The following is a 13,693-nucleotide window of genomic DNA, read 5'->3' on the forward strand; positions in this document are numbered from 1 at the left end:
GTAGCGTGGCAATCGCACGGAGGCAGGTCCGCCCTGTATAGTATGCGATTGCTTCGTCGTGCCTCCTCGCAATGACATAGTTATGTAATCGACCATTCCATGTCCCAATCCTACATATTAGTTATCAACGGTAAACCCGAAGGCCCGTTTACCATTCCCGAGCTCAAAACGCGCGGCATCAAACCCGGTGATTTTGTTAAAACCGATGATATGGTGGATTACAAGGAAGCCAATGAAATAGCTGAATTAAGAGAACTGTTTGGCTTTGCCCGTCCTAAATTACTCATGCAGTACTACGGCAGTTTTGATCAGCGCTGGCTGGCTTCGGCATTAGACTGGTTTATCCTATTTGGCGTTTTTGTATTGCTTGCAGCTATGGCAGTGTTCCTATTCATTACGGATAAGCAGGCGCGGATTTATACTTCTATTGGTATAGTAGCTTTTACGCCCATAGGCAAATTTATTTATCATGTGATAATGGAAAGCTCAGCTAAGCAAGCCACTTACGGCAAGCAAATGCTCAAAATAAAAGTAGTTGATATGGATGGCAACAGGATCAGTGTTGGCAAAGCCATAGGCCGTAACCTGGCTAAAATATTTTCGGTATTGACCTTTTTTATCGGCTATCTGATGGCATTTTTTAATAAACAGCAACAGTGTTTACATGATATGATAGCGGGGACACTGGTGATTAAGGATAGGTTGGTGTAGACACGCTTTGAACATTAACGTTTAATGTTTAAATTTGAATATGGAATCATTAATTGTACATCCACAAAACAAAGAACAATTAAATGCTCTGAAAACTTTCATGAAAGCATTTAAGATTTCCTTTGAAGAAGAAAAATCTGATTACGATCCTGAGTTTGTTGCAATGGTTCTTAAGGGAGATGAAGATTTAAAAGCCGGAAAAGGAGTTAAAGTCGATATCGACAATTTATGGAAATAGTTTTTACTCCTGAAGCCATAACTCATTTGAGCGAATGGCAAAAGAGCGGTAATATTGCCGTTCAGAAAAAAATTCAGGAATTATTGCTATCCATTCGAGAGACACCATTTCAAGGGGTAGGAAAACCAGAAGCGTTGAAACATCAACTATCGGGGAAATGGTCGAGACGCATAGATAAAGAACATAGGATTATTTATGCCGTGAGTGATGACCTGATAAAGATATATGCTTTAAAAGGCCATTATTAATACGTTTTTTTTATCTGCCCAAACGAAACATATTTAGCCTCGCCTTTACCCTCTTCCTCTAACATTGAATCTATTATCGCTTTATACTCGTCAGTTAACTCCAGATTAATATGGCGCTGATACAGCAAGTTTTCATATTCACTTATCGGAATGATTACAGCAGTTTTTTGCCTTTTTGATTGGTTATGAATTGAATTGCCATATTTAAATTTAGTAAATATTCTTTGATTCGATAACAAGTGAATTTGCAGTTAACTCAGACATTACAGCCTTTAAACATTACAACTTCCTCCCATCAAACAACTTTCGTATTTTTGTAATCTAATTTCCGTCATTGATGAATACTGATGCTGTTAAAGTGCTGCCCGGCCGTTATTGTAACTCGTTAACCGAATATTCGCGTTTTATTACCCGCGAGGTTAATATTGGTGATGTGCCCATGGGCGGGAATAATCCAATCCGGATCCAAAGCATGACCACTACCGATACCATGGATACCATTGGTACGGTTGAGCAATCAATCCGCATGGTTGATGCGGGTTGCGAGTATGTGCGGATCACGGCCCCCAGTATTAAAGAGGCGCAGAACTTGGCCGAGATAAAAAAACAGCTTCGTGCGCGTGGTTATACCGTGCCACTGGTTGCTGATATTCACTTTACCCCAAATGCAGCCGAGGTTGCTGCACGTATTGTTGAAAAAGTGCGTGTAAATCCCGGCAACTACGCCGATAAAAAGAAATTCGATCAGATTGATTACACCGACCTGGAATACCAGGGCGAACTTGAACGCATCTTTCAGAAATTTACGCCACTTGTAAAAGTTTGTAAAGAGTATGGCACCGCTATGCGCATCGGCACCAATCATGGCTCGCTGAGCGACAGGATCATGAGCCGCTACGGTGATACCCCGCAGGGCATGGTTGAATCGGCCATGGAATTTATGCGGATGTGCGAGCAGCTTAATTTTTATAATCTGGTGATCTCCATGAAATCGAGCAATCCACAGGTAATGGTGCAGGCCTACCGTTTGTTGGTTGAAACCATGGTTGCCGAGGGTATGAACTATCCGTTGCACTTAGGTGTAACCGAGGCTGGCGATGGTGAAGACGGTCGCATAAAATCTGCCGTGGGCATTGGTACCCTGTTGGAAGATGGCCTTGGTGATACCGTACGCGTGTCCCTTACCGAAGAACCCGAAGCGGAAGCACCAGTCGCTATTGAATTGGTTCGCCGTTACACTGAGCGGAAAGCAAAAAGCGAAAAGCAGAAAGCCAAAGAGCAGGAGCTTTCAGCTTTCAGCCTTCAGCCTTCGGCTTGGCATAGCCCCTACGAATACAAAAAACGAGAAACCTACGAGGCTAACGTATTTATCGGTGGGCATTTAGTGCCGAGGGTTGTTGTTGATTTATCTAAAAAGAACCTGAAAGATCCGGCTGTGCTGAATGAAGCGGGATACTTGTATTCGCCGCTGCTGGATAAATACAACATGGCCGAGCAATCGGTTGATTTTGTTTACCTGGCTAATGAATTACCTTCATTTACCTTACCGGGCAACTTAAAACAACTATATAATTATAATACCTGGCTTAAACTGGCCGATAAAACCAACTGCCACCCGGTATTTACTTTACAGGAATATATTGGCGATGTCGATCGTTCATCAAAACTGAACCTTGTACATTTAAAACCTGCTGATATTGATTCGGAAGATTTTGGATCAATTCAACTGGATAAGTCGCTGGTGTTGGTACTTGAAACAGATGCTTTACACGGCATGGCCGAGCAACGTTCGTTCTTCTTCAAGATGGAAGAACTGGGTCTGGATGTACCGGTGATAGTGAAGAGAAGCTATATTTTTGAGTCCGAAAGTCCGGAAGTCGGAAAGTCCGAAAGTGAAGCCGATCTCAAATCTCAGATCTCAGATCTCACATCTAAACTACAACTCTACGCCTCAACCGATCTCGGCGCTTTATTGGTTGATGGTTTTGGCGATGGCATCTGGATTGATGCACCTGAATTGCCTACCGGGGTTATTACCTCCACTTCATTCGGCATTTTGCAGGCTACCCGTTCGCGCATTTCCAAAACTGAATATATTTCCTGCCCAAGCTGCGGTCGTACTTTGTTTGATCTGATGGTTACTACCCAAATGATCAGGAGCCGTACCAGTCACCTTAAAGGGTTAAAGATTGGCATCATGGGCTGTATCGTAAATGGTCCGGGCGAAATGGCAGATGCCGATTACGGTTATGTAGGCTCAGGTACCGATAAAATTACGCTTTACCGCGGCAAGGAAGCAGTAAAGAAAAATATTAGCTCGGCCAATGCGCTCGATGAGCTTATCAATATTATTAAAGGCGACGGCAATTGGATTGATGCGGTGCAGGAGTAATTATCTGAACCGGGATTAAACTAATCCGGCGATTCACCATGCATCCGGTGAATCCATAAATCCTAAAAATCCTGGTTCAGAAAAATGACTTAATGACTAATGACCCAATGATTAAAGCAGGTCAAAGCCAATATCTTTCCTAAAGTACATGCCATCATAATAGATCCTGCTTGCATCGGCGGTAGCCTGCTGCAGGGCGCTGAACATATCGTCCTGTACAGTGGTAATAGCCAATACACGGCCGCCGGTAGTTATTACATCATTGCCATCCATTGAAGTACCTGCATGGAACACGATCGAGTCGCGCACGTTTTCGGTACCTGTGATCACCTTGTTTTTCAGGTATTCGCCGGGATAGCCGCCTGCAACCATTACTACGGTGGCAGCTGTTTTAGGGCTAATGATGATCTCTTTTTCGTTCAGGTTCCCTTCGGCAACCCCTAACAGCAAATCAACAAAGTCCGAATCTATACGGCGCATCACGCTCTCGGTTTCTGGGTCGCCCATACGGCAGTTGTATTCAATAACCCAGGGTTCACCATTGCTGTTCATCAGGCCAATAAAAATAAAACCTTTATAAGGGATGCCATCTTTCTTCAAACCTTCAATGGTAGGGATGATCACGCGCTCCTCTACCTTTTTCATGTAAGCAGCGTCGGCAAACGGAACGGGAGAGATAGAGCCCATGCCTCCGGTATTTAATCCGGTATCACCTTCGCCAATACGTTTATAATCTTTAGCCTCGGGTAAAATTTTATAGCTGTTGCCATCGGTCATCACAAAAACCGATAGTTCAATGCCTGTTAAAAATTGTTCAACAACCACGCGTGAGCTTGCTTCGCCAAATTTGGCATCGGCCAGCATGGCAGTAAGTTCGGTTTGCGCTTCCTCTAAAGTAAGGCAGATCAGTACGCCTTTTCCGGCTGCAAGGCCGTCGGCTTTCAATACCACCGGTAGTCCGGCGGTAGCTAAATAGGTTAGACCATCCTGCAGGGTATCTTTGGTGAAAGTTCTGTAAGCAGCAGTAGGGATGTTATGTCTCTCCATAAACTGCTTGGAGAAATCTTTACTGCCTTCCAATTGTGCGCCTTCCTGCTGCGGACCAACAACCGGGATGTTTTTCAATTGCTCATCGGCCAGGAAAAAATCATGAACGCCTTTTACCAGGGGCTCTTCGGGGCCAACCAATACCAGGTTGATATCCTCTTTTAAAACAAGTGCTTTAATGCCTTCAAAGTCGGTAACTTTAATATTTACGTTTGTACCGTATTGGGTGGTGCCGGCATTGCCGGGAGCAATAAAAAGTTTGTCGCAATGAGCGCTTTGGGCTACTTTCCAGGCGAAGGCACTTTCCCTTCCGCCCGAACCAAGAATCAGGATGTTCATGCGGCAAAGATAGTTTTTTTAACAAGCCTTTAATACTATATATGAGGCTACTTGTGTTATAAGTAGTAAATTTACTCCATGGCCCGTAGACTCGAAAAGTTTGAAAAGCTCCCGGTATACCAAAAATCGCAGGAATTATTTGACCTGGCAGATGTAATTGCCGAATCATTAAAGGAAGACAGCATGAAAGAACATCTGGCCATACAGATGTGCAGTAATGCCGCTCTGATCCAGGCAAAAATTGCCGGCGCCGAAGGTGGTAGCCTGTATTCGCTGCGGATGCAAAATGCTGTGCTCATTAAACTTGCGGTGCAGGATATGTTTAATGCCGTATCTTTTGCATCAATGGTAAAAATTAATGAAGAGGACTATGTACAGTTGATGAGGGAAAAGGTAGAGGAGTTTCGCCTGGTTTTTGTTGAGTGGATCAGGGGATTTGATAAAAGCTATGATATCCCCGACAATTGGGCCATCCGCTTTGACACCAGTACGCCCGAACAGGAAAAGATGGAAGAGCTGATGTTTGATGAAGACCGCTTTTTTGGAGAATTTAACGAGGATGACGAAGACATGGGCAGCTTCAATGATTTTGACGATGATGAAGAGGATGAGGACAAAAGCGACGACGATAAATAAAGCAGAATGACATCAATTTGATTTCGGATATTGAATTTTCGATTTCGGATTTTGAAAACAAAAAAAGCTGAAGGATTTTCCCTCAGCTCTTTTATGTTTTTTAGCTTTCTGCTTTAAGCCTTCGGCCTTCAGCTCAATTAGCAGTATTGTTCAAACGCGTCAATCAGGTTATCGGCAATCATTTGTGCCGGGCGGCCTTCTATCTGGTAGCGCTCAATCATATGCACCAGCTTGCCATCTTTAAACAGCGCCATAGCAGGTGATGATGGCGGATAAGGCAGCATATAGTTACGCGCGGTATCAACAGCTTCTTTTTCCATGCCCGCAAAAACGGTTACCAGTTTATCAGGATGTTTGCCGTTCGCGGCGGCAATTTTAGCAGCCGGGCGTGCGTTTGCCGCAGCACAGCCACATACCGAGTTAACCATTACAAATACTGTACCTTCGCTTTCAATAGCGTTTTTTACAGCATCGGCATCTTTTAATTCTTCAAAACCAACCCTGGTCAGATCTTCCCGCATCGGGGCTACTAAATATTCCGGATACATCATTTTTTTTTGCTTTACAATAAAATCAGTGTTACAAAAATAAGAAATGATACTTGGTTTACGTTTATAAAAACTCAATAATAACAATTGGTTGACGATTAACGTAGAAGGCTATTTCATTGATAACCTGTTTACATACATTTAATATTGTTTTATTAACAGTAATTTTTAACTTGCATACCCCTAATTTATTTTGAATTTGATGAAACTTAAAACACCTGATATTAGCACTGTTGTTATCATCAACAAAAATCAACAGCATACAAAATCATTACAAATAAAAACCAAGCACCTTAACAGGCTTAAACACTACGCGTGGAGCATAGCTGCTGTTGTTGCCGTACTTGGTGGCTTGGTGTTTTACCTGCATCACAAAAGCGCTGTGCAGGAGGCCGAAAACCAACAGTTACAGGCGCAGATAGCTAAACTTAAAGGCACCATGCCGGTTGTTAAAGCAGAGGTAAATACGCAGGGTACTGCCCAGTCGTACATTCAATCTATCGAGGTTAAACTTAAAACTATAAATGAGTATTTAAAAAGGCGCGGCCTTAAAGGTTTTACTGTAAAGGGTACCGGGGGCGATGGCAACAGGGAAGGGGTAAAGCTACCCGATACCGAAGCTTACAGCCTGTATGACGATTATCTTAAACATTTAACAAGCACCATTGCATTTACCCCTATGGGCTATCCGAGGATCAGCTCGTTTACTTCATTTTTTGGTTACAGGAGCGATCCTTTTGATTCGGAGCATGCCGAGTTTCACCCTGGTATTGATTTTAAAGGTAACCGGGGCGATGCAGTAAAATGTACGGCCAGCGGGAAAGTTGTTTTTGCTGGATGGGCCGGTGGATATGGTAAATGTGTCAGGATTCAGCATATTAACAACCTGGAGACCTTGTACGGTCATCTTTCGAAAATTGAAGTGAAGGTAGGGCAGCAGGTTACCGTTGGTGATAACATAGGCAAGGTAGGTTCAACCGGGCACTCAACGGGTGCACACCTGCATTATGAAGTACGTAAAAATGGGAAGCCGGTTAACCCGGTAAATTTTTTAACCCTGAATAAATAAGTTCTAAGTACGAAGTCTTAAGTCCAAAGTATTGAGTCGGGAGTGGATAGTTGGTCAGTGTATTTTTTGCCTTCAGACTTTTGACTATAGACTTATGACTTATAACTCACAAAAACATGGCTATTTTTTCTAAAAAAGATAAGGTTGCACTTGATTTACAGGCAATCTCGACCCTCATTAGCGAAGGCAGTGTATTAGAAGGTAACCTGAAAGCCCCGGCTTTTGTACGGATCGACGGACTGGTTAACGGCGATGTAATGGTTGATGAGGGCCTGATCCTGGGCGAAAAGGGAGAGGTTAAGGGAAATATAAGTACCAAAGAGATCTTTGTTTATGGCACGGTAAGGGGCGATATTAATACCTCCTCGCTTGAAATAAAAACTACAGGCCGCATAACCGGCGACATCAAAACACAGAACCTGGCCGTTGAAAATGGCGGGGTTTATAATGGTAACCTGACCATGCAGCAGGGAGAGGTGCAAAAGCAGTTACAGGCATAAGCCCCTTGTTTTTGTTTTGATATAGAAATGCTTATCTTTATATTATGACTACGATGACATTAAATGTACCTGATGCGCTTGAAAAAGAGCATGATGAAACCGTGCGTTTTCTTGCCGCCAAGTTATATGAAGCCGGTAAATTATCATTAGGGCAGGCTGCTGAAATGTGTGGAATGGAGAAGGTTGATTTTCCGGCAGTATTAGCTGAATTTAACGTTAACTATATACAATACAACTACGAAGATATATTGGCGGATGTAGCCCGGATCAATGGTTGAATACGCCGTTATCACCGATACCAGTTGTTTGATTTTATTAGATAATATCCAGGCGCTGCATATTCTCCAATCCGTTTATAATCATATCATAACCACGCCTGAAGTTGCGGCTGAATTTAAAAAGCCCCTACCCGAATGGATACAGGTAATGACTGTAAGAAATTCGCAATTAATTGCTGTTTACTGTCTGCAGGTTGATATAGGGGAAGCAAGCGCTATAGCTTTAGCACAAGAAATACCAGATACTTTACTTATTGTAGATGATTTTAAAGGCAGGCGACTTGCAAGTCAGCTTAATATCAAATTCACAGGGACCCTGGGTGTTTTGATAGCCGCTAAACAACAAAATAAAATTCCGTCACTGAGGCCCTATTTTGAATTGATTAAGTCAACCAATTTTCGAATTGACCCGTTATTGTTAGAACGGATATTGAAGGACTTGGAAAATTAATATCAGTTAGCTTTTTAAGCCGCAGGCTCATTTATCGAACATCCTCGAAGCGCGTGAACCAAACATTTCATTTTCACAAGGATATCAGTTAACTTTGCACTCTCAAAATAAAATCGATATGTCATCAGTAGAAACTGCATTCGTTAAATACAAAGTAAAAGATCTGTCGCTGGCAGAGTGGGGCCGGAAGGAAATTGAACTGGCTGAGGCTGAGATGCCCGGCTTAATGGCTTTGCGTAAAGAGTACGGGCCAAGCCAGCCGCTTAAAGGCGCAAGGATTGCCGGTTGTTTGCACATGACCATCCAAACCGCTGTTTTAATTGAAACCCTGATTGCCCTTGGTGCCGAAGTTACCTGGTCATCATGTAATATATTCTCAACCCAGGATCATGCCGCTGCTGCTATTGCTGCCGCCGGTATATCGGTTTACGCCTGGAAAGGCATGAATGCCGAAGAATTTGACTGGTGCATTGAACAAACTTTATTTTTTGGCGAAGACCGCCAGCCGCTTAACATGATCCTTGATGATGGAGGTGATTTAACCAACATGGTATTGGATAAATACCCTGAGCTGGTTGCTGCTATCAAAGGCTTATCAGAAGAAACTACCACCGGCGTACACCGTTTATATGAGCGCATGAAAGCAGGAACCCTGCCAATGCCTGCTATTAACGTTAACGATTCGGTTACCAAATCAAAATTTGATAACAAATACGGTTGCCGCGAATCATTGGTTGACGCTATCCGTCGCGCTACCGACGTGATGATGGCCGGTAAAGTGGCCGTTGTTTGCGGTTATGGCGATGTTGGTAAAGGTTCGGCCGATTCATTACGCAACTCCGGCGTACGTGTTATTGTTACCGAGATCGACCCGATCTGTGCTTTACAGGCTGCAATGGAAGGTTTTGAAGTTAAAAAACTAAGCACTGCTATCACTGAAGCTGATATCGTGGTTACTGCTACAGGCAACAAGAACATTGTTCGCGAGCAGCACTTCCGTGCGTTGAAAGATAAAGCAATCGTTTGTAACATCGGTCACTTTGATAACGAGATTGACATGGCCTGGTTAAACGGTGCTTATGGCAATACCAAAGTTGAAATTAAACCACAGGTTGATAAATATACCATTGAAGGTAAAGACGTTATTGTGTTAGCCGAAGGCCGTTTGGTTAACTTAGGTTGCGCTACCGGTCACCCAAGCTTTGTAATGAGTAACTCGTTCACTAACCAAACTTTAGCGCAATTAGAGCTTTGGACAAATGGCGCGGCTTACGAAAACAAAGTTTACACCCTGCCAAAACACCTGGACGAAAAAGTAGCCCGCCTGCACCTTGCAAAAATCGGTGTTGAGCTGGAAGTACTTGACCAGGATCAGGCTGAGTACATCGGCGTAACGGTTGAAGGTCCGTTTAAACCGGAATATTACCGTTATTAATCTTTTTAAGGTTAAACAATAAAGGAGAAAGCCGAAGGGCTCTTTGCTTGGAAAATATGGAGAGGCTGTATCACATGGTGATGCGGCCTTTTTTGATTTATATGATTTGACTGACGTTTTTCATGGGTCAAGTTCGATGAACTATCCCGGGCATCAGCCTTTGGAGGGTGCAGTTGAAATGTGTTTCACACTTGAAGACGCGTCACAAACAGGGAGGACTTGCGGCAGTAATTGATAGGTTATTTGATATTTAAGCTGATATGGATTGAAAAATCAGTAATATTCCTGTTATAATAGCTGTAATGACTAAACCCCAACTTTTAATGTAGCTGATTTTTAAAATTTTCCCACCCATGTCTTCATAATACGGGTCCTTACCTTTAACAAAAATTCTGTAAAATAAATATGCAATTGCTAAAGAGAAAGTACCGTAGAAGAATAGTTCCCAATTCATTTTTTTAATACCGTTTGTTAAGGTTGTAGTTTGAGGTTTAAGCGAATTTAGAAATTATTACTCATAAGAATTTATTTTTCGCCAACACTTAGAGCCATTAAAAATTGGTAATATTTATGTAGTTATGACTGTTAATTGTTTGTCATTTGCTAATATTGACAATCGATTACAATGTGTGATCTGTACACATTTATACCTGTTTTATGCATAAATTTTTTACTTTATTGCTCGTTGTTATTGCACTATCGGCCCGGAGCCAAACCAGGGGCGATTTTTCGGGCACCGTTACCGATAACAAGAGCCAGCCTATCGCGGGCGCTTCGGTATATCTACTCAATACCAACTACCAAACCAGTGCCGACAGGAGCGGGAAATTTATTTTAAAAAGTATAGCTGCCGGGAAATATACCCTGCATATCAGCGCTATTGGCTATGCGGCTAAAAACATCCCGGTAACTATGATCGGTACCAGTCGCCCAATAACAATTCAGTTGAATGATGCCAGCAACCAGTTGGATGAGGTTACGGTATCTGCCCAAAAAACTGAAGAGCAGGCACAACGTGTGCCATTCAGCATTTCAACGCTCTCGGCCAAACAAATACAGGATTACAGGCTTTGGGATTTAAAGGATCTTACTGCCATTGTACCTAACTTAAACTCAGGCGCTCCCGGCGATGGCCGTACCGTTACAGGCATCCGCGGTATTGTTACCACATCATATGACCCCGCCGTTGCAACCTATGTTGATGGTGTAAACCAATACGGACTGGATACTTATATCCCACAGTTATTGGATGTGGATAGGATAGAAGTGCTTCGCGGCCCGCAGGGAACGCTTTATGGCCGTAATGCTACCGGCGGTGTTATCAATGTGATCACCAAACAGCCATCAAACACCCTGAGCGGTTTTGCCGGTGTTGATGTGGGTAATTATAATCAACAGCGCTATACATTGGGCATCAAGGCTCCATTAGTAAAAGATAAATTGTATTTAGGCGTAGCTGGGATCTATTCGGGATTTAATGGTTTTTACACCAATACGTTTAACAATACGCATTTCGATAAGCAGCATTACTTTTTGGGTAACTATTACCTGAAGTTTTTGGCTACCTCCAAACTGGCCTTTACGCTGAATGTAAAAAACTACAACAACCGCAACAACGGCGCATTCACCTTAGCAGGTTCGCCTGATGATGCTTTAAGTCATCCTTTCGAGGTTAACCAGAACGCTACGACTAAAATGGTTGATAATACTTTCCAGTCATCATTAACGGCCAACTACAGTGGCAATGATTTTAATTTCACTTCGCAAACATCCTACCAGGTAAACAACCGTTATTATACTACACCTATCGATGGCGATTTTTCCCCTATCGACGCAGTATCTATCATAAATAATTATGGCGGCAAATGGAACAAGGTAAAAACCACCATACAGGAGTTCAGGTTTACATCGCCGGCATCATCAACCTCAAAATTGAAATGGGCAGCCGGTACTTATGGCTTTTATCACTATGCGCCAAACAGGCAGGGTACTTACTTTGGTGACGATGCCGGCGCGGTTGGCTCGCCGATGACGGATTTTACCAGTATCAACACCAATACCGACCGGAACTATGGCATAGCTGTTTACGGACAGGCTATTTATGCTGTGAATGAGCGGTTTGATATCACAGCTGGTTTGCGTTATGACTATGAACATAAAAAAGAAAACGTAATGGGCGAGTTTTTGCCAAAGGGCGGCGAATCGGTGGTTACCCGTTCAGATACTTCGTCAACGGCACATTACAAAGCCTTTACGCCTAAAGTGAGCTTGGCTTACCACGTATCAGCACATAATAATTTGTTTGCTACGTACAGCCGCGGTTTCCGCGCGGGCGGCATTACCGAGCTGGGTTCTGATCCGTCATCTCCGCCGCTTTATTCTTTCAAACCTGAGTATAGCAACAACTTTGAAATAGGCTCAAAAAACGACTTTTTAGATAACCGTCTCCGTGTAAACGTAACCGCGTTTTACACCCGCATTACCGATGCCCAGGTGCCTACGCTGAATCTGCCTGATGCTATCACCGTTACCAAAAACGCAGGCAAGCTAAGCAGTAAAGGTATCGAGGCCGAGATTAATGCTACCCCAATTAAAGGCCTGGAGTTTGATTACAATTTCGGTTATACCCACGCCCGTTATACTACTTTAGTAGTTGGCAGCAATGGTGAAGAAGTGAATTTAAAAGGCAACAAGCAAATTTATACGCCTAACATCACCAGCATGCTGGCCCTGCAATATGGCTATGATCTGGGCGGGCCGCTGAAAACAAAGCTGATTGCCCGCGGCGAGTGGCGCTATCTTGGTGATCAGTATTTTGACCTCGCTAACCAGATAGAACAAAAGGGCTACAACAAATTCAATGCAAGGTTAGGTGTAAGTACCAAAAGGTTCGGTCTGTTCTTTTGGGAAAGCAATATCGCCAATAAAAAATACATTGATTATGCCTATGATTTCGGCGCAACGCACTTAGGTAACCCACGCACGTACGGAGTGTCGTTGAATACTACTTTTTAATGGCACGTTCAAACGTCCACGTTTGAATGATTACTATTTTGAGCGTCCACGCTCCCGGTTAGGGTAAGCGTGGATGCTTACTTTTTAAATGAGATCAAGCGTGGACGCTTGACCCTGCGGTAATTCTTATTCAAATGCAATGATTTTTTTGCCCTATATTATCCCGGATATTTTTTGTTAATTCAATCAAAATCTGACTGTTAATAAACCCTGAATTATCATGAAAAAGAATATCCTGCCGCTGCTCATCGCTATAATTACCATTGCTATCAGTTTTCCCGCGCACTCGCAGGTTATTACCAAATACGGAGATAATGTAAGTACTCTTGACGGTATCATGAAAGCCTATTATGGCGTAGTTACTGTTAAGAAAGGCGAAAAGGTAAGCTATGAGCGCGACAGCCTGCTGCATATTGCCAACGCCCATGTAGGCGCCGGCTATACAGATAAACAAGGCAAACAGCAGTTCAGCTATATGACGCTGAAGGAATACCACAAACTGGCCGACCCATCATTGTCAAAAAATGGTTTTGACGAGCGGGAGATAGCCCGGCGGGTTGAAAAATTTGGCAGCATTTACCACGTATGGAGCACCTATGAATCGCGCAACACAGTCGATGGGCCGGTAACCGAACGTGGCATCAACAGCATTGAACTATTTAACGAAGGCACCCGTTTCTGGATCCTCGCCTGGTTTTATGATGGCGAGCGCAAGGATAACCCGATACCAGCGGAGTATTTGAAGTAAGTTTTTTGGTTCATGGTTGATAGATCATGGTTCATAGT

The 13,693-nt window shown here is 43.2% G+C and carries 15 protein-coding genes; 12 read left to right on the plus strand and 3 right to left on the minus strand.

Annotated elements, in window-relative coordinates:
- Positions 1 to 99: 99 nt before the first annotated feature.
- From ACP26M_RS27120 to ispG, 4 genes are all read left to right on the plus strand, one after another.
- Positions 100 to 711 carry an RDD family protein gene (locus tag ACP26M_RS27120; protein WP_426584919.1) on the plus strand — a complete coding sequence of 204 codons (612 nt, stop codon included), beginning with the start codon at positions 100 to 102 and terminating at the stop codon, positions 709 to 711.
- Positions 712 to 751: 40 nt separating this feature from the next.
- Positions 752 to 949 carry a DUF2683 family protein gene (locus ACP26M_RS27125; protein WP_129569119.1) on the plus strand — a complete coding sequence of 66 codons (198 nt, stop codon included), beginning with the start codon at positions 752 to 754 and terminating at the stop codon, positions 947 to 949.
- Positions 940 to 1,197 carry a Txe/YoeB family addiction module toxin gene (locus tag ACP26M_RS27130; RefSeq protein ID WP_426584921.1) on the plus strand — a complete coding sequence of 86 codons (258 nt, stop codon included), beginning with the start codon at positions 940 to 942 and terminating at the stop codon, positions 1,195 to 1,197. The genes ACP26M_RS27125 and ACP26M_RS27130 overlap by 10 nt, the downstream gene beginning before the upstream one ends.
- Before the next feature lie 337 nt (positions 1,198 to 1,534).
- Positions 1,535 to 3,589: a (E)-4-hydroxy-3-methylbut-2-enyl-diphosphate synthase gene (gene ispG / locus ACP26M_RS27135; protein WP_426584923.1), complete on the plus strand. Its 2,055-nt coding sequence runs from the start codon at positions 1,535 to 1,537 to the stop codon at positions 3,587 to 3,589.
- A gap of 111 nt (positions 3,590 to 3,700) precedes the next feature.
- Here the strand turns inward: ispG and purD are convergent, their stop codons facing one another.
- The gene (purD, locus tag ACP26M_RS27140) at positions 3,701 to 4,975 is read right to left on the minus strand and encodes a phosphoribosylamine--glycine ligase (protein ID WP_426584925.1); all 1,275 of its coding nucleotides are present in this window, start codon (positions 4,973 to 4,975) and stop codon (positions 3,701 to 3,703) included.
- Between the two features lie 78 nt (positions 4,976 to 5,053).
- Here purD and ACP26M_RS27145 point away from each other — a divergent pair, with 78 nt between their 5' ends.
- Entirely contained in the window at positions 5,054 to 5,611 is a 558-nt protein-coding gene (locus tag ACP26M_RS27145) for a hypothetical protein (protein WP_426584927.1), read from the plus strand.
- 137 nt (positions 5,612 to 5,748) lie between these two features.
- Here ACP26M_RS27145 and ACP26M_RS27150 read toward each other — a convergent pair whose 3' ends face one another.
- Complete coding sequence (locus ACP26M_RS27150; RefSeq protein WP_090529680.1) at positions 5,749 to 6,159, minus strand: BrxA/BrxB family bacilliredoxin; 411 nt, start codon at positions 6,157 to 6,159, stop codon at positions 5,749 to 5,751.
- 202 nt (positions 6,160 to 6,361) lie between these two features.
- Here ACP26M_RS27150 and ACP26M_RS27155 point away from each other — a divergent pair, with 202 nt between their 5' ends.
- From ACP26M_RS27155 to ahcY, 5 genes are all read left to right on the plus strand, one after another.
- Positions 6,362 to 7,228, plus strand: coding sequence for a M23 family metallopeptidase (locus ACP26M_RS27155; RefSeq protein WP_176627971.1), 867 nt, complete (start codon positions 6,362 to 6,364; stop codon positions 7,226 to 7,228).
- 116 nt (positions 7,229 to 7,344) lie between these two features.
- Positions 7,345 to 7,728 carry a bactofilin family protein gene (locus ACP26M_RS27160; protein WP_426584929.1) on the plus strand — a complete coding sequence of 128 codons (384 nt, stop codon included), beginning with the start codon at positions 7,345 to 7,347 and terminating at the stop codon, positions 7,726 to 7,728.
- 44 nt (positions 7,729 to 7,772) lie between these two features.
- Positions 7,773 to 8,006, plus strand: coding sequence for a UPF0175 family protein (locus ACP26M_RS27165; RefSeq protein WP_090529023.1), 234 nt, complete (start codon positions 7,773 to 7,775; stop codon positions 8,004 to 8,006).
- Positions 7,999 to 8,457: a DUF3368 domain-containing protein gene (locus ACP26M_RS27170; RefSeq protein WP_176627972.1), complete on the plus strand. Its 459-nt coding sequence runs from the start codon at positions 7,999 to 8,001 to the stop codon at positions 8,455 to 8,457. The genes ACP26M_RS27165 and ACP26M_RS27170 overlap by 8 nt, the downstream gene beginning before the upstream one ends.
- Before the next feature lie 118 nt (positions 8,458 to 8,575).
- Positions 8,576 to 9,892, plus strand: coding sequence for an adenosylhomocysteinase (ahcY, locus tag ACP26M_RS27175; protein WP_274986632.1), 1,317 nt, complete (start codon positions 8,576 to 8,578; stop codon positions 9,890 to 9,892).
- A 250-nt stretch (positions 9,893 to 10,142) separates the two neighbouring features.
- Here ahcY and ACP26M_RS27180 read toward each other — a convergent pair whose 3' ends face one another.
- The gene (locus ACP26M_RS27180; RefSeq protein ID WP_426584932.1) at positions 10,143 to 10,346 is read right to left on the minus strand and encodes a hypothetical protein; all 204 of its coding nucleotides are present in this window, start codon (positions 10,344 to 10,346) and stop codon (positions 10,143 to 10,145) included.
- 203 nt (positions 10,347 to 10,549) lie between these two features.
- On the opposite strand from ACP26M_RS27180, the gene ACP26M_RS27185 reads away from it, so the two are divergent.
- Together ACP26M_RS27185 and ACP26M_RS27190 are read left to right on the plus strand one after the other, a co-directional pair.
- On the plus strand, positions 10,550 to 12,907 hold the full coding sequence (locus tag ACP26M_RS27185; RefSeq protein ID WP_426584934.1) for a TonB-dependent receptor: 2,358 nt from the start codon (positions 10,550 to 10,552) through the stop codon (positions 12,905 to 12,907).
- 220 nt (positions 12,908 to 13,127) lie between these two features.
- Entirely contained in the window at positions 13,128 to 13,655 is a 528-nt protein-coding gene (locus tag ACP26M_RS27190) for a hypothetical protein (protein ID WP_426584936.1), read from the plus strand.
- Positions 13,656 to 13,693 lie beyond the last annotated feature (38 nt).

Origin of the sequence: Mucilaginibacter sp. R-33 (assembly GCF_049949235.1) — a bacterium.
Lineage (GTDB): Bacteria > Bacteroidota > Bacteroidia > Sphingobacteriales > Sphingobacteriaceae > Mucilaginibacter.